The following is a 22,740-nucleotide window of genomic DNA, read 5'->3' on the forward strand; positions in this document are numbered from 1 at the left end:
ATAAGGGATCCAGTTCTCATCTGGCCCTTAAATGTCCCTAAGCACGCGGCATAATCCCGCCGAAAGACCGGGCATTGCCGCCCGTTACCGCGCCCGGATGCGCCAAGCCCTGAGCATCTGGCCAGGCAGGATCATCAGGCATTTGGCATAGCGCGGCAGCAGCCGCGCCGGGCTGGACAGCGCCCGCCACAGCCACTCCATCGCCACCGCCCGCACCCAGGCAGGCGCCCGTTTTTGATGACCGCCAAGGAAATCCAGCCCGGCTCCGACGGAGGCAAACCCCGTGCGCGGCGACATCCGGCGGCCGCGTTGGGCAAACCGTTCCTGCTTTGGCGCGCCCAGCGCCAGGAAGCACAATGCAATGCCGGTCCCTTCCAGGCGATGCAGGATCTGATCCGCTTCTGGCCCGTCCGGGTCAAACCGGCCTGATGGCGCATGGACCCAGGCGAGTTCCAGTCCCGGCACCTGTGCCAGCAAAGCGGCCTTGGCGTCCTGCAGCGCCGCATCCGTACTGCCCACGAGGGCCACCGGAACCCCGGCCTCTGCCGCCAGGCGGCACAGCGGCAATACCATGTCCGAGCCGGGCATCAGCTCCACCGGGCGGCGGGCAAGCCGCGACAGCCAGACAACCGGACGCCCGTCTGCAACCACCAGATCCTGCGCCTGATAGGCCGCCAGGAAGCCCGGGGACTCTGCCATCTTGACCAGGTGGTCCAGATTTACCGTGGCCAGCGCAAACCCCTGCGAGGCCTTGAACCGGGCCCGGACCTCGGCCTCAAGCATGGAACGCGCCGGCATGGTCACCGCAACCCGGCGGCCGTGAAATTCGAAATACAATGCAGCCTCCAACGACAATGCCGTTTCCTCATACCGCCGGCACGGCGGCCAGGCCAGCAGACCCGCGTCCGCTGCGCCCTGAGCGTGGCAAAGCTGCACGCTGTTTACCTCTTCTTGCAAATCCGCGGGACAGGGACGTCCGCAACCGGTAAACTTTGACGCAAATCCGGGGAATTGAGGGGGCACGAAGGCTTTGCCCAACGCTTTGGCCTATCTGATGCTGCTGGCTTGGCCGCTGGCCAGCCTGATCCTGTTCCGGCGCCTGCCGCTGGAGCGGGCAATCCTGTGGTGCATCATCGCAGGCTATCTGCTGCTGCCGCCGCTGGCCGAGTTCGACCTGCCGCTGGTGCCGGATATGGACAAATTCGCCATTCCATCCGTGATGGCATTCCTGTTGTGCCTGCTGCTGCTGCGCAGGCCGGTGCCGCTGCTGCCGCGGCATCCGGCGGTGCGGGTTCTGGCGCTATTGTTTGTGTTCGGCGTTATTCCAACAGTGCTGACCAATGGCGAGCCGATCCTGTTCCGCAGGATCGCCAATTCCGATCCGATTGTCTTTCTGACCGATCAGCTGCCAGGACTGCGCTGGCGCGACCTGGGATCCGTGATCATCAACCAGATGATCGTGCTGATACCTTTTTTGCTGGCGCGGCGTTACCTCTCCACCCCCGAAGCGCAGCGCGAGCTGCTGCTGGCGCTGATGATCGGCGGGCTTGCCTATACCGTCCCGTCGCTGATTGAAATCCGGCTCAGCCCGCAGATGAACGTCTGGATATACGGCTTCTTCCAGCATGACTTCAGCCAGATGATCCGCCAGGGCGGCTTCCGCCCCATCGTATTCCTGCCGCATGCCCTGTGGCTGGCGTTTTTCATGCTGTCGGCGCTGCTGGCCGCCACGTCCCTGGCCCGCGCGGCCGCTTCCGGCCAAAGGCTTCGCCTGATCCTTGCGGCGGTATATCTGTTTGCCGTTCTGGTGCTGTGCAAGAGCCTCGCCGCGCTGGCCTATGCGCTGGCCTTCACGCCTGTGGTGGCGCTGGCGCCCCTGCGCTGGCAGCTGCGGGCGGCGCTGTTGCTGGCGCTGATCGCAGTGGTCTATCCGATGCTGCGCAACACCGGGCTGGTGCCGACGGAGGCGCTGGTGGCGCAGGCCGAGGCAATCAGCGCCGAGCGGGCGCAGTCGCTGAACTACCGGTTCGAGAACGAGACACAGCTGCTGGCGCGGGCGGCGGAGAAACCCTGGTTCGGCTGGGGCGGCTGGGGCCGCAACCTGGTGCGCCACGCCGAGACCGGACAGATCCTGTCGATCCCGGACGGGCGCTGGATCATTGTGTTCGGCACCTTCGGCTGGCTGGGCTATATTGCCGAGATGGGCTTGCTGGCAGCGCCGCTGGTTCTGCTGGCACAAGCCGCGCGGCGCGCGCCGCAGGGCAGTGTCTCGCCGTTTGCCGCGCCGATTGCCCTCATCCTGGCCGCAACCATGGTGGATATGCTGCTCAACGCCACCCTGATCCCGATCACCTGGATGTGCGCCGGCTCGGTGCTGGGCTACGCCGAGCGGTTGCTCTACCCGAATCTGTTCAGCCGGAAACCAGCCCTGTTCGGCGGGGCGCAGGCGCTGATGCCTGACACCGCCGGGCCAGAGAAGCGAAATATTCTGTGATGCCGCAATCTTTCCGCTTTTCAGGCCCAATTCAACACATTGCGTCCACAGGCTGGCCCTATGGATTGACGAAATTAAACTGAATAAATCCGGTTTGCAGCACAGATGGGGATCTGGTGCTGCCAGACCGGGACAACCCGCCGGGGAGAACTCCGGCACCAAAAACCAACCCGTCCGGCGGGCGCCTGCCAGCTCTGCAAAGCAGTCTGGCACCGTTGTGCCGGACTGTTTTTAAGGGGCCAGTGGGTCAGGTATTGGCGATGCAGGATGGGAAACCCGCAGCGGGGGGCGCTGCCGGAGATATAGCAATTGTCGGGTTGTCAGTGACAGTCCCCGGCGCAACTTCTGCTGACGCCTTCTGGCAGAACCTGCGCGACGGCATTGAATCGATTGAGGTTCTGGACCGCGACACCCTGCTGGCGGCTGGTGAACGGGCGTCTGTGCTGGCCGACCCGGACTATGTGCCTGCCGCAGCCCGGCTGCAGGGGTTTGATGAATTCGATGCCGAGTTCTTTGGCTTCAGCCCCAAGGAAGCCGCCATCCTCGACCCCCAGCACCGCAAATTCCTGGAAGTGGCCTGGGGAGCCATGGAGAACGCGGGCCACCCGCCCGAAAGCATCGCTGGCCCCATCGGCGTTTATGCAGGCTGCGGCATGGGCAGCTATTTCTATTTCAACATCTGCTCGAATCCGGCCCTTGTGGACGATGTCGGCATGTTCCTGCTGCGCCATACCGGCAACGACAAGGACTTCCTGTCGACCCGCGTCAGCCATGTGTTCGACCTGCACGGGCCCTCGGTCAACGTGCAGACCGCCTGCTCCACCTCGCTGGTTGCGGTGCATTACGCCTGCAAGGCCCTGCGCGAAGGCGAGTGCGATATGGCACTGGCCGGCGGTGTCACCATCGAGCTGCCGCAGAGCCGCGGCTACCTCTACAAGGAAAACGAAATCCTCAGCCCGGACGGCCACTGCCACGCCTTTGATCACCGGGCGCAAGGAACGGTTTTCGGCTCCGGCGCAGGCGCGGTGGCGCTGAGGCGGCTGGAGGATGCGATTGCCGATGGCGACCACATCTGGGCCGTCATCAAAGGCTCCGCCATCAATAACGACGGTGCGGACAAGGCCGGGTATCTGGCGCCCTCGGTTGGCGGCCAATCGGCAGCGGTGCAGGCTGCGCTGCAGGCCGCAGGCACCCCGGCAGAGACCATTGATTACGTCGAATGCCATGGCACCGGCACCTATCTGGGCGACCCGATCGAGGTCACAGCCCTGACCGACGCCTACCGCGCCACCACCCAGGACAACGGTTTTTGCCGCATCGGCTCGGTCAAGACCAACATCGGCCATCTGGACACCGCCGCCGGTGTCGCCAGCCTGACCAAAACCGCGCTGGCGCTGCATCATCAGGAAATACCGCCCTCGCTAGGGTTTGAGGCGCCGAACCCCGCAATAGATTTCGAGACGTCACCCTTCAAAGTCAACGCCGCCCTCACGCCATGGGAACCGCACAAGGGACCGCGCCGCGCCGGCATCAACTCACTGGGCGTCGGCGGCACCAATGCCCATGTGATCCTCGAGGAAGCGCCAGAGCGTGCAGCCTCGGAAGAAAGCGATTTTCCGTTCCAGATCCTCTGTGTTTCCGGCCAATCCAAGGCCGCGCTGGATGCCAACACGCAGTCCCTTGCAGAGTACCTGAAGGCAAACCCGGATGCCGATCTGGCCGACGTGGCCTATACGCTGAAGGAAGGCCGCCGCGGCTTTGCCAAACGCCGCGTGCTGGTGGCGGAAACCACCGCTGAAGCGATTGATATTCTGACAGAAAACGACCCGCGCAAGGTCTTTACTCATGACCGTCTCGGCGACACCCCCGAGGTGGTCTTCCTGTTTCCCGGCGGCGGCGCGCAATATGCCGGCATGGCCCGCGATCTGTACGAGACTGAACCGGTCTTTGCCGATTGGATGGACCGCGGGCTGGACCACCTGCAACAGGGCCTGGATTACGACATCCGCGCCATCTGGCTGCCCGAAGCGGGCGAAGAGGACGCGGCAAACGCCAGGCTGCAACAGCCCTCGGTGCAGCTGCCGCTGGTCATGATCGTGGAATACGCGCTGGCGCAGCTGTGGATCAGCTGGGGCGTCAAACCCGCGGCACTTGCGGGCCATTCTATGGGCGAAAACACCGCCGCCTGCCTGGCCGGCGTTATACGTTTCGAGGACTGCATTGATCTGGTCCTGTTGCGCGGACGGCTGTTTGATACCGTTCCCGCAGGCGGCATGCTGTCCATTGCCCTGCCGCTGGCCGAAGTTGAGGCGATCATCGGCGATGATCTGGACATTGCCAGCGTCAACGCGCCCGCGCTGACGGCCGTTTCCGGCCCGCAAGAGGCGCTGGACCGGTTGTCCGCCGACCTGACCGCCCGCGAGGTGGAGCACCAGCGCATCCAGATCGACATTGCCGCCCATTCGCGGATGCTGGACGGCATCCTGCAGCAGTATGGCGATTTCATCCGCTCGCTGACCCTGTCAGCGCCGAACCTGCCGGTGATCTCCAACCGCACCGGCGCCGCCCTGACCGCCGAACAGGCCACCAGCGCCGATTACTGGGTCGGCCAGTTGCGCAACACCGTGCGCTATGCCGATTGCATTGAAACCCTCGCCAAGACCCCGAACCGTGTGTTCCTTGAGACCGGCCCCGGCAAGGCCCTCAGCGCGCTGGCGCAAATGTCGCCCGTGGTGCAACCGGGCCAGGTGCTCAGCTCGTTGCGCCACCCGGATCAGGACGTGATGGATGACAGTTACTTCTTCGGCGTCATCGGCCGGCTTTGGGCTTGCGGGGTCGAGGCCGACTGGCAGCAGATTTGGGGCGAAGCGCGGCGCAACCGCCTGCCCCTGCCCGGTTACGCCTTTCAGCGCAGCCGCTATTTCATCGAACCCGGCAAACCTGCCGTGGAAGAAGACACGCCCCCCGCCCGGCGCGAAGACCTGGCCGATTGGGGCTACCGCCCTGCCTGGCGGCCCAGGTTCGCCGATTGCACCCTGGACGTGGAACATGAACTGGACCAGGCACCGCAAACCTGGCTGATTTTCGAGGATGAAACAGGCCACGCGGCCCGCGCCGCAGACCAGCTGCAGGCCGCTGGCCACAGCGTCACCCGCGTCCGCGCCGGCGACACTTATGCGCAGCTGTCCCCGGTCTCATACATCCTGCCGCCGGAACAGGGCCGCGCCGCCTATGGCGCATTGCTGGCAGACTTGGCAGGCGCCGGGCTGCTGCCGGACCGCATCGCCCATTTCTGGCTGGTGACCGGGGAAGAAACCTATCGCCCCGGCTCTTCCTTCTTTGACCGCAATCTGGAGATGGGCTTTCACTCCCTCACCGCATTGGCGCAGGAACTGGGCAATGCCGGTCTGCCCGGCCCGCTGCATATCAGCGTCTTCACCACTGGCGCAGCACAGGTCCGCAGCGAAGCACTGCCCTATCCCGAAAAAACGATGATCGCGGGGCCGCTGGGGGTGATCCCGCGTGAGCTGCCCGGCATCACCTGCGCCGCCATCGACATCGAACTGCCAAAGCCGCCCAAGGCGCTGTTTACGCGCCGCAAACCGGTACAAGCAGACATTACCCCGCGCCTGCTGGAAGAGCTGATGGCGGATCCCGCAAACACCTCTGCCGCCTGGCGCGGTGAAAAGCGGCTAGAACTCACGTGGCGCCCGCTGCCGCTGCCCGCGCCGGAAACGCCGCCCTTTAAACAGGGCGGCCACTATCTGGTAACCGGCGGCTATGGGGGTATCGGCCTGACCGTCGCGGGCCATCTGATGCGCGAATACGGCGCCAAAATCTCACTGATCTCCCGCGAAGGACTGCCCCCGCGCGCCGCCTGGGAGCGCTACTTGCGCAGCCACAGCCCGGCCAACCGCACCGCTTTGCGCATCCGCGCGGTAATGGCGCTTGAGGAGACCGGCAAAGGCCGGATCCTGCCGCTGGCCGCCGACGTCTGCAACAGCGGCGAGCTGCGCCGCACCCGCGCGCAAGGCGAAGCCGCCTTTGGTCCCGTCACCGGCGTGATCCACGGCGCCGGTATCATCGATGACGGCCCGCTGCTGGCCAAAGACGAGAACCGGATCGCCCAGGTGCTGGCGCCCAAGGTCAGCGGGCTGCGGGCGCTTGATGCGGTCTTCCCCGATGGCAGCCTGGAGCTGATGGTGCTGTTTTCCTCCTCCTCCGCCGTGACCCGGCCTGCGGGCCAAGTGGATTACATTGCCGCCAATGAATTCCTCAACGCCTGGGCCAAGCACCGCACCGGCGGCCTCACCCGTGTGATGGCAGTGGATTGGGGTGTCTGGTCCGATACCGGCATGGCCGCCGACGCCATGGCCAGCCGCAACGGCGCCACCGCCGCCGGCACGATGGCCCCCTGTCCCCAGCCGCTGTTACAGCAATGCGGCTATGACACGGCCGGCAACCGCATCTTCACACCGCGTTTTGAAACCGCGGATTGGCTTCTGGACGAACACCGGACCGCCGATGGAACCGCCCTGGTGCCCGGCACCGGCTACATCGAAATGGCGGCAGAGGCGCTGGCAGAAACCGGTTTTGAAGGGCCAATCGAAATCCGCGACCTCTACTTCATGCGCCCTCTGGTTGCAAAAAGTGAAGCCCCGGAAAAGCTTGCGGTAAAACTCGAAGCTAATGAAAATGGTTATGAACTGTTTGTTTACTCGGCATGTACAAATGGTTACTCTCTAAATTGTCAGGCTATGCTGGCCTCAGCGGCGGCGGCAGAATGCCCCGCCGCACTCAACCTCCAGAAGATTTTCACCCGTTGCCCGGAGGAGCAGGCGCCAATTAACGGGCGCTTGCGCTCCGCGCAGGAGGCGCATCTGCGCTTTGGTCCGCGCTGGCATGTGCTAAGGCGCGCGGCACTGGGCAATGGCGAGGGCCTCGCCACTCTCTCACTCCCGGACATCGCGGCGCAGGACGGCTGTCTGCTGCATCCCGGCCTGCTGGACCTGGCCACCGGCTGGGCGATTGGCCTGATCCCCGGATACGACGCCAGCGCGCTTTGGGTGCCGGTGTCCTACCACCTGATCCGGGTTTTCGCACCGCTCACCTCCAGCATCTGCAGCCATGTGCGGCTGACGGATGCGCCGGATGGCCGCTCTGCCGGTTTTGACGTCACCCTGACAGATCCGCACGGCACTGTTCTGGTCCGGATCGAAGGTTTCCGGATGCAGCGCCTGACCGGCGGATTCGACGCCGCAGCAGCCGAAGGGCAAGCCGACGCCACCGCCGCTGAGCTGGGCCTGGAACCTGCCGCCGGCACGCAGCCTCTGTCTCCCGAGGAACGGCGCCTGCAGCTGAACATCTCCAACGGCATCAAAGCCGCTGAAGGCGGCGAGGCGCTGGCCCGCGCCCTTGCCACCGGTCTGCCGCAGGTGGTGGTCTCCTCGCTGGACCTGCCCGCTTTGATCGCACAGGCAGGGCAGACTGCCGCCGCGGAGGACACCCAGACGTTCGAGCGCCCGCAACTGGATACTGACTACGTCGCCCCCCGCAACCCGGTAGAGGAGGAACTGGCCGGCCTCTTTGCCGCCCTCGTTGGGGTGTCGCAAGTGGGGATCGAGGACAGTTTCTTTGACCTTGGCGGCCACTCGCTGATTGCGGTGCGGCTGTTTGCCCAGGTCAAACGCGGCTTTGGTGTGGAATTCCCCCTGTCGGTGCTGTTTGAGGCCCCCAGCGTCGCCGCGCTGGCAGAACGGATCATAGACCGCACCGGCGGCGGTATCGCTGCGGAACCAGGGAAACCCGCCGCAGCTGCAGAAAACACACCATCCTTCACCCATCTGGTGCCGCTGCATCCGGGCGACGGCACCGGACGGCGGCCCTTCTTTCTGGTGGCAGGCATGTTCGGCAATGTGCTGAATCTGCGCCAACTGGCCTTGCTCGTGGGTAAGGACCGCCCGGTCTATGGCCTGCAGGCCAAGGGGCTGGTCGGCAATGACGCCCCGCACTCCCGGATCGAGGACGCAGCCCGAAGCTGCCTGGACGAGATCCGCCGGATCCAGCCCGAGGGTCCCTATCTTCTGGGCGGCTTTTCCGGCGGCGGCATCACCGCCTATGAGATGGCGCAGCAGCTGAAGGATCAGGCCCAGGAAACCGCCGCGCTGATCCTGCTGGACACGCCTTTGCCCATGCGCCCGCCGCTCAGCCGCCGCGACAAGGCACTGATCAAACTGGCAGAACTGCGCAGCAAAGGGGCCGGCTACTTTGGCGAATGGGCCAGAAACCGCATCGCCTGGGAGATTGAAAAACGCCGCGCCGCTCCGGTTGAGACCGGCGCCCTGCCCGAATTCAACAACCGCAAGATTGAGCTGGCCTTCCGCACCGCCGTTGAAACTTACGCCCTGCGCCCCTGGACCGGCCCCCTCACGCTGTTCCGCCCGCCGCTGGACCGCAATTGGCAGGTCAGCGGCGGCAACTGGGTCAGCACTGCCCGCGAATATGTGTTTGATGACAACAACTGGACCCGCTGGGCCGCACAGACCGAGGTGGCCGAAGTGCCGGGCGACCACGACAGCATGGTGCTGGTGCCGAATGTCAGCGTGCTGGCCGCCGGTGTCAAAGCCCGGCTCGACGCCGCCGATATGGCGGCTGGCCGGCCCCGCTATGCCACGGCCGCGGAGTGATGCCGATGAACCCGCAGCGCATCCTTACCATCCTCCTCAACTACCGCACGCCGGAGATGACCCTGCAGGCCGCCGAGGCCGCCCTGCGCGAAATGGAGGACCTGCCGGGCGAACTGCTGATCATCGACAATGGATCCGGCGACGGCTCCTATGATCAGATCCGCGCCGAAGCAGACAAACGCGGCTGGCTCGGCAGCGGGCGGTTGCGGGTGATCGCCTCGCCTGTGAACGGCGGCTTTGGCGCGGGCATGAACTTGGGGCTGAAAACCGGCCTGTCGGGCGGCAGCGCGCCGGAATTCTACTACTTGCTGAACTCCGACGCCTTTGTGCAGGGCAGCACCATCGGCACCCTGCGCGACTTCCTGCTGGAACGTCCCGGCGCCGGGCTGGCCGGCTCTTTTGTGCGCGGCACCGACGGCGCGCCGCACCGCACCGCCTTCCGCTATCCCTCAATCGCGGGTGAGTTCGAGGCCAGCGTGCGCACCGGCATTTTCACCCGCCTGCTGAAACCCTGGGTGGTCGCCATGGACATGCCGCAGGACGAGCTGCAGGTTGACTGGACCGCCGGCGCCAGCCTGATGATCCGCCGCGAAGTCATCGAGGCCGTTGGCGGCTTTGACGAGACCTTCTTTCTGTATTTTGAGGAAACCGACCTCTGCCGCCGTGCCGCCCGTGCGGGCTGGCGCACCCACTATGTGCCAACGAGCGAAATCGCCCACGTGGGGTCGGCGTCCACCGGGATGAAAGCCTGGCAGCGCACGCCGCAATACTGGTTCAACTCGCGGCGGCATTACTTCGTCAAGCACCACGGGCACGCCTATGCCGCCGCCGCAACGCTGGCGCGGATCACTGGCAGCCTGATCTATGGGCTGCGCCGCCTGATCTCGGATAAACCACAGGCGGATCCGCCGCATTTCCTGCGCGATCTGGTCCTGTACAGCCTGCGTGCGGTATTTGCGCCGCAGCCAAAAACATCACCAAAAACGCGCGCGCCCTCTCCGATTGCAAAGGAGCAGAAATGACGTTCTTCACATGTGCCCTGATTGGCAATGAATCCCTTCTGATCGGCTGTGCCGAGGCGCTGCTGGCACGCGGCCACCAGATCCGGGCCGTGGTGTCGCAAGACCCCGATATCCGCAGCTGGGCCGATGGCAAGGGCCTGCCCCTGCTGGACACCCAGCAGCAGCTGCAAGGCGGCTTCGACTGGCTGCTGTCAATCGCCAACCTGACAGTGATCCCTGATGAGGTTCTGGCACTGGCCGCCAAAGGCGCGGTGAACTTCCACGACGGTCCCCTGCCCCATTACGCGGGCCTCAACACCCCGAATTGGGCGCTGATCAATGGCGAAACACAGCATGGCATCACCTGGCACCTGATGACCAGCGGCGTCGATGAGGGCGACATCCTGGCCCGGCGGCTGTTCGATGTAGCGGCGGATGAAACTGCGTTCAGCCTGAACTCCAAATGCTACGCCGCCGCGATGGACAGCTTTGACGAGGTGATGGCGCAGCTGGAAACCGGCGAGTTGAACCGCCAGCCGCAGGACCTGAGCCAGCGCCGCGTGTTTGCCAGATCCGACCGCCCCGCCGCAGGGGGACTGCTGGACGTCTCCCGCCCCGCCGCCGAACTGGCGCGGCTGGTCCGTGCCTTGGACACCGGCGGATACTGGAACCCGCTGTGCGCCGCCAAATTGCGGATTGGCGGGCAGGTCGCTCTCACTGGGGCCGCGGAAACAGCAGAAGGCTCCGGCGCCCCCGGCACAGTGCTTGACGTCCGCAAAGACAGCGTGACAATCGCCACCGCGGACGGCGCGCTGATGCTGTCGCGGCTGACCACGCCGGCAGGCAAACCGCTGGACGTATCCGGGCTGGTCAAAGCCGGCGATTTGCTGCCGGCGCTGACCGCGGAAGACGCCGGGTCCCTCACTGCACAGATGGCCGCCGTGCAGGGTGGCGAAAGCCACTGGCGCAAGGCGCTTGCCGCGATGCAGCCGGTCCAGGTACCGCTTGCAACAGATACCGGCAGCGCAGGGGTAACCCGCCGGAAGATCGCCATGCCTGCCGCCCTCAGCGAAGAACAGGCCGCCGCCGGGGTGCTGGCCTGGGCCTTGCTCAGCAGCGGCGAGAAATCCGCTGATGTGGCGCTGTCCATCGCCGGTATGAACGCGGTTCCTGGGCTGATCTCCGATTGGGTTCCGCTGCAGGCGCGGCGGGAACAAACCGTGTCCGATCTCAAAGCGAAAGCAATTCAGGGCATTGAAAAAGCGCGTAAATACGGCGGATTTGCCGAGGATTTGGCCGCGCGGGCACCCGAGATTCCGGCGTTCTCTCAACCAGCCATAGGCCTGTCTCTGGACAGGGACGGCCCGGTTTCAGGCTGCGCCGCCACCGTCGCTTTCTGCGATGGCGCACTGGCGCTGCACACGGACGCCCAGCTGGACGAACAGGCCGCAGAATTGCTGGCCGCGCGGCTGGCTCTGGTGCTGGGCGCCCTGGCCGGTGATGCGGACCTAGCGGTCGCAGACCTCCCCATCCTGCCCGAAGCCGAGCGCAAGCTGCTGCTGGAGGATTGGAATCAGACCGCCGCGGACTATCCCGCAGATCTGACCATTCACGCCGCTTTCGAGGCCCAGGCCGCCAGCACCCCTGACGCCGCTGCACTGGTGTTCGAGGACCAGAGCTTCACCTATGCCCAGGTCAACGCCCTCGCCAATGCCGTGGCCCGGCGCCTGCGTGAAATGGGCGTGAAACCTGGAGTTCATGTAGGCATCCATATCCGCCGCGCACCCGAGCTGGTGTTTGCCGCCCTGGGCGTGATGAAGGCCGGCGGCGCCTATGTGCCGCTCGACCCGGCCTATCCTGCGGACCGGATTGCCCATTACATCAGCGACAGCCGGGCGCAGGTGATCGTGACACAATCCGCACTGGCCGGCGCCCTGCCCGCCTCCGGGGCACAGGTGCTGGAAATGGAAACCGTCCCCGCGGGGACAGCCAACGATAACATCAATGGCGGCGCCACGGGCAGCGATCCGGCCTATCTGATCTACACCTCCGGCTCGACCGGTCTGCCCAAGGGGGTGATGGTCACCCACGCCAATGTCTCGAACGTCTTCACCGGCATGGATCAGCGCATCCCGCATCAGCCCGGCGATGCCTGGCTGGCGGTCACCAGCCTTAGCTTTGACATCTCGGTGCTGGAGCTGTTCTGGACCCTGTCGCGCGGGCTGAAGCTGGTCTTGTCCAGCGATGAAAGCCGGCTGGAGCTGTCCAAGGGCCCGGTTGCGAAATCGGACCGCAGAATGGATTTCAACCTGTTCTACTGGGGCAATGACGATGGGCCGGGGCCGCAGAAATACCATCTGCTGCTGGAAGGCGCCAAGTTTGCCGATAGCCACGGTTTCAACGCGGTCTGGACGCCGGAACGGCATTTCCACGCTTTTGGCGGCCCCTATCCGAACCCGTCGGTTACCGGTGCTGCCGTTGCGGCGGTGACGCAGAACATCGGCGTGCGGGCCGGTTCTTGCGTGGCCCCCTTGCACCATTGTGCACGGATTGCCGAGGAATGGGCGGTGATCGACAACCTGACAGCAGGCCGCGCCGGGATCGGTTTTGCCTCAGGCTGGCAACCGGATGATTTCATCCTGCGGCCTGAAAATACGCCGCCTGCAAATAAACCTGCCTTGTTTGAGAGCATTGAAACCGTGCGCAAACTCTGGCGCGGCGAGGAGGTTGCCTTTGCCCGCAAAGACGGCAGCGATCACGCCGTTGTCACCCAGCCCCGTCCCGTCTCAGCCGAACTGCCGGTCTGGGTCACGACTGCTGGCAACCCGGAAACCTGGCGCGAGGCCGGGGCGATCGGGGCAAATGTGCTGACCCATCTCTTGGGCCAGAGCATCGACGAGGTCGCGGGCAAAATCCGTATATATCATGACGCTTTGCGCAAAGCCGGCCATGACCCTGCGGATTTCAAGGTTACCCTGATGCTGCACAGCTATCTGGCAGCAACCCGCGAGCAAGCCCGCCAAGTGGCGCGCGAGCCAATGAAGGACTACCTGCGCTCGGCCGCCGGGCTGATCAAGCAATATGCCTGGGCCTTCCCGGCGTTCAAGAAACCCGAAGGCGTAAAGAACCCGTTTGAGATGGATCTGGGATCGCTGTCTGAGGAGGAGCTGGAAGCGATACTCGACTTCGCCTTTGAACGGTATTTTGAGGACTCGGGCCTGTTCGGCACCATTCAGGATGCCTGCCAGCGGGTCGAGCAACTGAAACACATCGGTGTGGATGAGATCGCCTGCCTGATCGACTACGGCATCGCGCCGGACGTGGTGCTGGAGGGGCTGAAACCCTTGGCCGAAGTGCTGCGCCTGTCCAACGCCCCGCAAGAGCTGGCGGCGGATGACTTCTCTTTGGCTGCACAGATCGTGCGCCATGGGGTCAGCCACATGCAGTGCACCCCGTCGATGGCGCGGATGATTGCCGCGGATGAAGACGCCAGCGCCTGTTTGGCACAATTGCAGCATCTGCTGGTTGGGGGCGAGGCGCTGCCCGGAGATCTGGTGCAGGCGCTGCGCGAGGCTACCCCCGCCGGAATCCACAACATGTACGGCCCGACCGAGACGACGATCTGGTCGACAGTGGAGAAAGTCACGGCTGTCCCGGCGGGGACAACAGGGATCGGCACGCCGATTGCCAACACGCAGGTTTACGTTCTGGACGAAAAACAGATGCCTGTCCCCGCGGGGACAGCCGGGGAATTGTATATCGGCGGCGCGGGTGTCACGGCGGGCTACTGGCAACGGCAAGAGCTGACTGCTGAACGGTTCGTAAACACAGCGTTCGCTGATACCCCCCTTTACCGCACCGGGGATCTGGTGCGCTGGACAGCCGGCGGCACGCTGGCCTTTCTGGGCCGCACCGACCATCAGGTTAAGATCCGCGGCCAGCGGATTGAGCTGGGCGAGATCGAAGCCGCGATGGCCGCCTTCCCCGGTGTGACGGGGGCTGTGGTTGTGCCGCGCGGCGAAAGCGGCGCCGGGCAATTGGTAGGTTATGTCACCACCGCTGCACCTGTTGACGAGAGCCTTGTGAAACAAGCCTTGGCGGCCAGACTGGCCGAGGCGATGGTGCCTGCACGGATCGTCACGCTGGAGGCCTTCCCGCTGACACCAAACAAGAAAATCGACCGCAAGGCACTGCCTGATCCGCAGCCGCCACGGGCCGAAGCCCCTGCGGCTGTTGCGCTGGATGCAGGCGCGCAAGCCAGGATCGCAACCGTCTGGAGCCGCATTCTGGGAATCAGCGGCATCGGCGCACAGGACAATTTCTTTGCGCTTGGCGGCCATTCGCTGCTGGCGGTGCAGGCGCACCGGGAATTGCGCGACGAACTGGGCGAAGCACTGGGGACTGCCAGCCTGTCGATCACGGATATCTTCCGCTTCCCGACGCTGGCGGGGCTGGCAGCCCATATCGAAGGGCTTGCAGGCACACCTGCAAATGCGGAACAACAGCCGCAGGACAGCGAAGGGCCCGACCGCGCCGGCACCATGTCGAAACGGCGGGCCATGCGTGCAAACCGCAAAGCAAGGACCGGATGACAGAGGCCGAAAACAAACTGGCAAAGCGGCTGGCACTGGTCCGGCCGCTTTTTGCCGCCGATGTGGCGCTGGCCGGGGCAGATCCGCTGGGCGCCCCGTCCGCACCGCTGGCAGAGGAAGCCGCGGGGCTGTCGCCGAACGCGGTGATCAAACGGCGCACCGAATTTGCCGCTGGACGCAGTGCCGCGCATCAGGCGATGCGGCAGCTTGGGCTGACTCCTGCACCTGTGCCCGTGGGCCGCGACCGGGCGCCGGTCTGGCCCAAGGGGCTGGTCGGCTCGATCACCCATACCAAAAGCTGCGCCATGGCCGTGCTGGCCCATGAGGGCGACGTTCAGGGTCTGGGGATCGACGTGGAAGAGGACACGCCGCTGAAGGACGAACTGCTGCCTGCAATCTGCTCGGAGCGGGAACAGGCCTGGCTGAAACGGCAGGACAACCCCGGACAGATGGCCAAGGTGATCTTTTCCGCCAAGGAAGCGGCCTACAAATGCCAATACACGCTGAGCCGGGCTTTTTATGGCTTTGACGGGATGGAGCTGGAGTTTGATCTGGCGGCAGCTGCGTACCGGGCCGTGTTTACCGCTGACAGGCCGCCTTTTGTGCGCGGAGAAGCTGTCAGCGGGCGCTTTGCTATTGGTGCCGGCCTGATCATCACCACGGCGGAAATCCGGGGGCGCGGATGATGGGGCGGCGCGGATTTCTGGTTTTTGGCGCGCTGAGTGCGGCGCTGGGGCTGATGGGGTTTGCAACACGCAGCCGCGGCGTGCCGGTTCCACCGCCGCTGGCGCCGTCTGAGGCACCCTTGAAGGTTTTCCATCTGGGTCATTCGCTGGTCGGGTCTGACATGCCGCATATGCTGGCGCAGCTGGCGCCTGCGGGGCATGGGTTCAACAGCCAGCTGGGCTCGGGCACATCGCTGCGGGCGCATTGGGAGCCGGGGGAAGATATCCTCGATTTTGAGACCGCCAATCAGCCGCCCGCTTACCGGGACGCGCGGGAGGCCGTCAAATCCGGTGAATACGGTGCCTTGGTGCTGACCGAGATGGTCGAACTGCGCGACGCCCTCCGCTATTTCAGCGCCGCCGAATACCTGACGAATTGGGCAGGGCTTGTGCGGCAGGCCTCGCCTGGCACACGTATGTATCTCTATGAGACCTGGCACAGGCTGGACGACCCGGACGGCTGGCTGGAACGGATCGACGGCGATCTTGAGGCGCTGTGGGTGGGCAAACTGCTGGGTCCGGACAGCCGCAGCAACCCGCAGCACCCGGTCTATCTGATCCCCGGCGGGCAGGTACTGGCGGCACTGGCGCGGGCGGCGGAGGCCAGAGGGATCCCTGGCCTGGCTTCACGTGAATCGCTGTTTGCCCGCACGCCCGCGGGGGAATTGGACACGATACATGTCAATGATCTGGGCGCCTATGCGGTTGCGCTGACCCACTATGCGGTGCTGTACCAGCGCTCGCCCCTGGGGCTGCCGCATCAGCTGACCCGCGCCGATGGCAGCCCGGCGCAGGCGTTTTCAGCTGAGGCCGCCGCCAAAGTGCAGCAGATTGTCTGGGACGTGGTGCGCGCCCTGCCCCGTACAGGTATCGCCACCGGGGGAGCACCGTCATGAAGCTGGAGGCGCTGATTACCTCCGTGGTCATGATCGGCCATTCGCTGTTCGGGCCGGACAACCCGCAGATGCTGGACCAGCTTTTGAATGCGCGCGGGCAGGCCACGGTCGAGGCGCAGATCATCAATGGCGCGCCGCTGAGCTATAACTGGCAGCACAGCAGCACCGCCGAAGGTTTTGATTCACGTGAAAGGCTGCGCCGCCCGGCGGAGGCGGTGATTGTGACCGAAGCCATTCCGCTGGCCAATCACTTGAAGTGGAGCGATACCGAAGGCGCTGTCACCCAATTCTACCAGCTGGCGCGGGCCGCGAACCCGGATGTGGACTTTTACCTGCAGGAAACCTGGCACAGTCTGGACAGCGGCACCGGCGCCGAGGTGCCCTTTGACAAGGGTGCCGATATTCCCTGGCGCGAGAGGATCAGCCAGGACCTGCCGCGCTGGCAAGCGGTAGTAGATGAGGTCAACACAGCCACCAGCGGCACCGTGAAACTGCTGCCTGCGGGGCAGGCCATGGCGCGGCTGGAGGATGCAATCCTGGCCGGCACCATGCCCGGCCTCAGCAGCATCCGCGATGTGTTTGCCGATGACATCCATCCCAATGCCACTGGTTTCTATTTCCTGGCGCTGCTGCAATTTGCGGTGCTGACCGGGCAGGACCCGGCTGGCCTGCCGCATCAGCTGAGCGACCGCTGGGGCAAGCCCTATTCCGCGCCGCCGCCGGACCTGGCGGCACGGCTGCAGGACATTGCCTGGGCTGCGGCTCAAGGAACCGATGTGCGCACCGCCGCTTTGCCGCCGGATCCTGCCGCGCTGCCGCGGGAGCCTGCCCTGCCTGCGCTCAACTCGGTGATGGCCGCTGACAGGGCTGACAGTTCCGCACCGATGGCCAGCCCCAACCGGCAACCCGTCGCCATCAACCTGGCAGCCATTGCCGACTGGAGCACCCAGGCGCCGTTTCTGGACCATTTTAAAACTGCGCGCCCCTGGATCGGGCATCTGCCGAAACGCTGGGGCGGTGCGGACCACCAGGATCTGCTGGCCGCCGGGTATCTGGACCCGGAGGGCTGGCCCACTGCTATCCCGCCTGAGCTGACATCAATCGGCACGGTGATCCTGACCGACCTGCCAGAGGAGGCCGGTTCGCTTGCGGGCCGCTATGTGCTGCGGTTCGACGGTCAGGGCATTGTCGAGGTTGCCGGCCGTGCTGAGAATGTGCGCTACGGCAAGGGCGAAGTGCGGTTTGACTATGCCCCCGGCCCCGGTCCGGTGGAAATCCGCATCCAGCGGACAGGACGGCGCGGCGGCAGCGGCGATGACTATGTGCGCAACATCCGGGTGGTGAAGGAAGAGCACCTGGAGGCCTATGAGCAAGGCGCGCTGTTCAACCCGCTGTGGCTGGACCGGCTGGACGGGTTTGCCGCGCTACGGTTCATGGATTGGATGGCCGCCAATGATTCAGAGCAAACCGGCTGGGAGGACCGGCCGCGGGTTCCTGAATACACTTGGGCGCTGAAGGGCGTTCCGGCCGAGATCATGCTGGCGCTGGCCAACACGCTGGGGGCCGATCCCTGGTTCACCATGCCGCATATGGCGGATGACACTTATGTCCGGCAGTTTGCACGGACAGCAGAGCGCGGCTTGGATGAGGATCTGCGCGCCTATGTGGAGTATTCCAACGAGGTCTGGAACTGGCAGTTCCAGCAGGCGGCCTGGGCTGATGCGCAGGCGCAGGCACGCTGGGGCGGCGATGGGTTGTGGATGCAGTTCTACGGCGGCCGTGCCGCCGAGATTGCGCAGATCTGGACGCAGATTTTCGGTGCTGACAGCAAGCGTCTGGTGCGGGTGATCTCCTCGCAGACCGGCTGGCTGGGATTGGAAGAGCAGGTTCTGACGGCGCCGCTGTGGAAGGCGGAACAGGCGGGGCGCCAAGCGCCTGCTGCCTATTTCGATGCCTATGCGGTAACGGGGTACTTCGGCGGCATCCTTGGCATCCCGGAACGCGCCGGGCACGTCCGCGCCTGGATCGCCGACAGCCGGGAGCAGGCCCGGGCGGTGGCGGAGGAACGCGGGCTGTCTGGCCCGGCGGCAAGCGCATTTGCAAAGGAACATCAATATGATGCAGCCTCTGCCCAGGCCGGAGCGGAGTTGCGCGACGGGCTGATCTCGGGGGACGGCACCGATACATTGACCGATTTGCTGGGGCGTGTGCTGCCCTATCATGCCCAGGTTGCGCAGAAACACGGGCTGGAGCTGATCATGTATGAGGGCGGCAGCCATGTGGTCGGTATCGGCCCATTGGTGGAGGATGAGACACTGACCGGGTTCTTCACCCATTTCAACTATACGCCCGAGATGGGCAGGCTGTACCAGGAACTTCTGACAGGCTGGAGCACACTTGGCGGGGGCATGTTCACCGCCTATGCCGATGTTGGCGTGCCTGGAAAGTGGGGGAGCTGGGGCGCCTTGCGGGTGCTGAGCGACGAAAACCCGCGCTGGAACGCGTTGGAGGCCGTGAAGTGACCAGAGGTGTTTCGGTCCTGATCCCGGCCCATGATGAAGCGGTGTATATCGCGGGGTGCCTGCAAGCGGTTTTTGCCTCGGATCCGCTGCCTGCGGGTATGGCCGCTGAGGTTCTGGTGCTGGCAAATGGCTGCCGCGATGAAACGGCCGCGCTGGCGCGGGTTCAGCAGCCTCCCGCTGGCTGGGATCTGCGGGTTCTGGAATTGCCGGAGTGCGGCAAGCTTGGGGCGCTGAATGCCGGCGATGCGGCAGCCCGCGGCGGTATCCTGATCTATCTGGATGCGGATGTTGCAGTCAGCCCGGCGCTGATCCCGCAACTTGCCGCAGCACTGCCGCAGGACGTGCCGCGTTATGCCAGCGGCTGCCCGCAAGTGGCACTGGCGCGCAGTGCGGTGACCCGCGCCTATGCACGGCTCTGGACCCGGCTGCCGTTTGTCACCGGCGGCGTGCCCGGATTTGGTGTCTTCGCCATGACCTGCGCGGGACGGCAGCGCTGGGGGGACTGGCCGGATATCATCGCCGATGACATTTTTGCCCGGCTGAATTTTGCACCGTCTGAACGGGTGAAAGTGCCTGCGGTTTACAGCTGGCCGATGGTGGAGGGTTTCCGCAATCTGGTCCGGGTGCGGCGGCGGCAAAACGCAGGCGTGGCTGAGGTGGCAAGCAAATTCGCAGGCCTGCTGCAGAACGAGGACAAAATCCCGCCAAGCGCCGGCGCCGTGCTGAAGCTGCTGCTGTCGGATCCAGCCGGTTTTGCGGTCTATGCGATGGTCGGCCTGGCCACAAAAACACCGCTGTTTGCGTCCCGCAGCCGCTGGACCCGCGGCCGTTGAAGCCTGGGGTTTGCTGCTGATCTGTCCCGGTGGTGCTCCCGCGCCCGCAGGGTGCCCTGGCTGCGCCAGCGTACCCTTGGCTGCCTTGGGCGTGGCCCGGCGCCTTGGCGCCGGGCCACGCCCAACGGAAGCGGTGCATCTGCAGATGCGTCGGCGACGGGCGGGAGTGCGCCGGTTTTACCCGGCGATGGCCTTGCGGAAATGGGCGGCGAGTTTGGCGGCCTCTGCGGCACTGTCATGACGGTCCAGCACGCGCCTGCGGCCCGCCTGGCCCAAAGCGTTCAGCTGCGAGGGCGGTGTCTGTGCAAGCTTGATAATAACCTGCGCCAGGGCGTCTTCATCCCCGGCCGGCAGCAGCCAGCCGGTTTGCCCCGGCACCACCAGCTCGGGCGTGCCCGCGATAAATGTCGCGATCACCGGGCGCGCGGCGGCCATTGCCTCCATCACCACCATCGGCAGGCCTTCGGCAAAAGATGGCATCACCAGCGCATGGGAACTTGCCAGCTCTGCCTGCACCTCGGTTTCGGCAAGCCAGCCGGTCAAGGTGACGCTGCCCTGCAAACCATGCGCTGCAATTGCGGCCTCCAGCGCAGGCCGCATACCGCCGTCTCCAACCAGCGACAGATACAAATCCGGAATTTCCTGCACCAGCCGTGCCATGGCGTTCACCAGCACCATCTGACCTTTCTGCTCCACAAACCGCCCGATCGCCACCAGCCGCAGCGGCCCCTGCGGCAACGGTGCAGGATCGGCAAACCGTTCCGGCTCAATCCCGCAATGCACCACCTTGAGACTGTCCCATTTACCGAAAGCGGCCCAGCGGCTCAGCTGGCTTTTGCCAAAGCTGCTGACCGCCACAGTAAAAGCCGCACGGTTGATTTTCTCGCCCAGTGACAGCGCCTGCGGCGCGTCGAACTCCTCGGGCCCGTGCACGGTAAAGCTGTAGCCAGGCCCTCCCAGCGCATGGGCCAGCATCGCCACCGCCGCGGCATTGGTGCCAAAATGGGCGTGCATATGCTGTACGCCTGCCGCAGCGCAGCGCTGTTTCACATAGGCGGCTTCGCCGAGATAGATCAGGTGCCGCAGGAGGCCTGTGCCGGCGGCATGCGCCAGTTTCAGCGCCAGCCGCAGCGCTTGGGCAAATCGAACAGGTGACGCTGCCTCCCTGGCGAGTGCTGCAAGCAGGCGCCCGGCGCCGGCCTGCAGCACGTAGCCGGTGCGGGCTGCCTCAGCCTGATCCTGCGGATCCGCCAAAGCCGCAGCCGAGGGGCGCATTGCCAGGCGCAGGATCTCCACGCCCTGATGTTCCAGCGCCTGCAGCTCACGCCGGATGAAACTGTGCGAGGGCTGGGGATACGTGTTCAGGACATAGGCAATTTTCAACGCGGCTTGTTCCGTGCAAATCTTGGGTCTGCGGCAGGTTAACGGCGGTTGAGCAGCTTGCCCAGCGTCCTGTTGCGCTTGTCGCACAGATGTGGAGAATGGGCTGCGGGGGCCATGATTGTTAAAGTATTTCCACCCCTGTATCCCGCATTCCTGTTGCAAGCGGCCCTGTGATTGACGCCCCCTGCCCTGCCGCCTAGCCTGCGGAACCGGACGTTTGGGGATTGGCGCGGACATGCAGCGGGTTGCTTCGCTATTTACCGGTCAGGGGATGATGGCGCGGGTTCTGCGCTCAGCTTCCTGGCTGATGATCGGATATGGCGGCAGCCAGGCCTTGCGGCTGGCCTCAAACCTGATCCTGACCCGCCTCCTGTTTCCCGAGGCCTTTGGTCTGATGGCGCTGGTCTCGGTGGTGACGGTGGGGCTGTCGCTGTTTTCAGACGTTGGCATCGGCCCGTCGATTGCCCAGAACAAGCGCGGTGATGATCCGGAATTCTTGGACACGGCCTGGACCATTCAGGTGATGCGGGGTTTTGGCCTGTGGGCATTAACGGCGCTGCTGGCCTGGCCTGCGGCACAGTTTTATGGCGCCCCGGAGCTGCTGATCTATCTGCCCATTGCCGGTGCCGGGTTGGCGATTGCCGGCTTTAACCCGACAAGGATCGAGACCGCGCACCGGCATCTGCTGGCGGGACGGGTCACGGTGCTGGATCTGGCGGGCCAGGTCATTGGGCTGGCAGCAATGGTTGCGCTGGCACTGGCCACGCAGTCGGTGATCGCGCTGGTGCTGGGCGGGGTGATCCAGGCGGCGGCCAAGCTGATTTTGTGCCATTACGGCCTGCCCGGTGCTGCAAACCGGTTCCGCTGGGAGACGGCGGCCGCAGGGGAATTGATCCATTTCGGTAAATGGATATTCCTGTCGACCGCCTTCTGGTTTCTGACCTCGCAAGGCGACCGGGCGATCCTGGGCAAGTTCGTCCCGCTGGAGGTGCTGGGCATTTACAACATCGGCTATTTCCTGGCGAGCTTTCCGATGCTGCTGGGCCATGCGGTGAACCAGCGGCTGATGATCCCGGTCTATCGCGACAAACCAGCCAGGGAGGCGCCGGAAAACCTGCAGCGGCAGCGGCAGCTGCGCGGCGGGCTGACGGCGGGAATTCTGGCGATGCTGATTGCGATGGCCTGGGCCGGACCCTGGCTGGTGCAGTTCCTGTATGATGACCGGTACCTGCAAGCGGGGCCGATGATCGTGCTGATTGCGCTGGCGCTGGCGCCGGCCGTGATCACCATGACCTATGATCAGGCAGCCTTGGCAGCAGGCGACAGCCGCGGGTTCTTTGTGTTCTCGGCTGCGCGGGCCTGCTTGCAAACCGGCATGTTCCTGGGCGGGGTGGCCTGGTTCGGGCTGGCGGGCGGCATTGCGGCGCTGGGGCTGGCAATGCTGGCGGCCTATCCGGTGCTGGTGCGGCTGGCGCGCAGGCATCATGTCTGGGATCCGCTGCATGATGCGGGCTATGGGCTGCTGACCCTTGCGGCCGGGGGGGCAGCCCTGCTCTGGCACTGGGATGCTGTAACGGCCATGGCAGCCGCGATGAGCTTTTCCTGACC

The 22,740-nt window shown here is 64.9% G+C and carries 11 protein-coding genes; 9 read left to right on the forward strand and 2 right to left on the reverse strand.

Annotated features, from left to right (window positions below):
- Positions 1-84: 84 nt before the first annotated feature.
- Positions 85-837: a WecB/TagA/CpsF family glycosyltransferase gene (locus ETW24_RS14965; RefSeq protein ID WP_129371796.1), complete on the reverse strand. Its 753-nt coding sequence runs from the start codon at positions 835-837 to the stop codon at positions 85-87.
- Between the two features lie 193 nt (positions 838-1,030).
- On the opposite strand from ETW24_RS14965, the gene ETW24_RS14970 reads away from it, so the two are divergent.
- The 8 genes from ETW24_RS14970 to ETW24_RS15005 all read left to right on the forward strand — a co-directional run bounded on the left by ETW24_RS14970 (position 1,031) and on the right by ETW24_RS15005 (position 19,749).
- Entirely contained in the window at positions 1,031-2,494 is a 1,464-nt protein-coding gene (locus ETW24_RS14970) for a hypothetical protein (protein ID WP_129371797.1), read from the forward strand.
- A 260-nt stretch (positions 2,495-2,754) separates the two neighbouring features.
- The gene (locus tag ETW24_RS14975; RefSeq protein WP_129371798.1) at positions 2,755-9,180 is read left to right on the forward strand and encodes a type I polyketide synthase; all 6,426 of its coding nucleotides are present in this window, start codon (positions 2,755-2,757) and stop codon (positions 9,178-9,180) included.
- Between the two features lie 5 nt (positions 9,181-9,185).
- On the forward strand, positions 9,186-10,202 hold the full coding sequence (locus tag ETW24_RS14980) for a glycosyltransferase family 2 protein (RefSeq protein ID WP_129371799.1): 1,017 nt from the start codon (positions 9,186-9,188) through the stop codon (positions 10,200-10,202).
- The gene (locus tag ETW24_RS14985) at positions 10,199-14,773 is read left to right on the forward strand and encodes a MupA/Atu3671 family FMN-dependent luciferase-like monooxygenase (RefSeq protein WP_129371800.1); all 4,575 of its coding nucleotides are present in this window, start codon (positions 10,199-10,201) and stop codon (positions 14,771-14,773) included. The genes ETW24_RS14980 and ETW24_RS14985 overlap by 4 nt, the downstream gene beginning before the upstream one ends.
- On the forward strand, positions 14,770-15,459 hold the full coding sequence (locus ETW24_RS14990; RefSeq protein WP_129371801.1) for a 4'-phosphopantetheinyl transferase family protein: 690 nt from the start codon (positions 14,770-14,772) through the stop codon (positions 15,457-15,459). The genes ETW24_RS14985 and ETW24_RS14990 overlap by 4 nt, the downstream gene beginning before the upstream one ends.
- Complete coding sequence (locus tag ETW24_RS14995; protein WP_254695621.1) at positions 15,456-16,394, forward strand: hypothetical protein; 939 nt, start codon at positions 15,456-15,458, stop codon at positions 16,392-16,394. Before ETW24_RS14990 ends, ETW24_RS14995 begins: the two co-directional genes overlap by 4 nt.
- Positions 16,391-18,916 carry a hypothetical protein gene (locus tag ETW24_RS15000; RefSeq protein WP_129371803.1) on the forward strand — a complete coding sequence of 842 codons (2,526 nt, stop codon included), beginning with the start codon at positions 16,391-16,393 and terminating at the stop codon, positions 18,914-18,916. The genes ETW24_RS14995 and ETW24_RS15000 overlap by 4 nt, the downstream gene beginning before the upstream one ends.
- Positions 18,913-19,749 carry a glycosyltransferase family 2 protein gene (locus tag ETW24_RS15005; protein WP_129371804.1) on the forward strand — a complete coding sequence of 279 codons (837 nt, stop codon included), beginning with the start codon at positions 18,913-18,915 and terminating at the stop codon, positions 19,747-19,749. Before ETW24_RS15000 ends, ETW24_RS15005 begins: the two co-directional genes overlap by 4 nt.
- A gap of 177 nt (positions 19,750-19,926) precedes the next feature.
- Here ETW24_RS15005 and ETW24_RS15010 read toward each other — a convergent pair whose 3' ends face one another.
- Entirely contained in the window at positions 19,927-21,132 is a 1,206-nt protein-coding gene (locus ETW24_RS15010) for a glycosyltransferase (protein ID WP_129371805.1), read from the reverse strand.
- Between the two features lie 235 nt (positions 21,133-21,367).
- Between ETW24_RS15010 and ETW24_RS15015 the strand changes: the two genes are divergently transcribed.
- Positions 21,368-22,738, forward strand: coding sequence for an oligosaccharide flippase family protein (locus ETW24_RS15015; RefSeq protein WP_129371806.1), 1,371 nt, complete (start codon positions 21,368-21,370; stop codon positions 22,736-22,738).
- The last annotated feature ends 2 nt before the right edge of the window (positions 22,739-22,740 follow it).

The organism is Leisingera sp. NJS204, assembly GCF_004123675.1.
In the GTDB taxonomy this organism is placed as follows: Bacteria; Pseudomonadota; Alphaproteobacteria; order Rhodobacterales; family Rhodobacteraceae; genus Leisingera.

Excerpts from the sequence above, each read along its gene's own strand:
- ETW24_RS14980 (WP_129371799.1), top strand. The coding sequence starts at position 9,186 with ATGAACCCGCAGCGCATCCTTACCATCCTCCTCAACTACCGCACGCCG.
- ETW24_RS14995 (WP_254695621.1), top strand. The coding sequence starts at position 15,456 with ATGATGGGGCGGCGCGGATTTCTGGTTTTTGGCGCGCTGAGTGCGGCG.
- ETW24_RS15000 (WP_129371803.1), top strand. The coding sequence starts at position 16,391 with ATGAAGCTGGAGGCGCTGATTACCTCCGTGGTCATGATCGGCCATTCG.
- ETW24_RS15015 (WP_129371806.1), top strand. The coding sequence starts at position 21,368 with ATGCAGCGGGTTGCTTCGCTATTTACCGGTCAGGGGATGATGGCGCGG.
- ETW24_RS14985 (WP_129371800.1), top strand. The coding sequence starts at position 10,199 with ATGACGTTCTTCACATGTGCCCTGATTGGCAATGAATCCCTTCTGATC.
- ETW24_RS14990 (WP_129371801.1), top strand. The coding sequence starts at position 14,770 with ATGACAGAGGCCGAAAACAAACTGGCAAAGCGGCTGGCACTGGTCCGG.
- ETW24_RS14975 (WP_129371798.1), top strand. The coding sequence starts at position 2,755 with ATGCAGGATGGGAAACCCGCAGCGGGGGGCGCTGCCGGAGATATAGCA.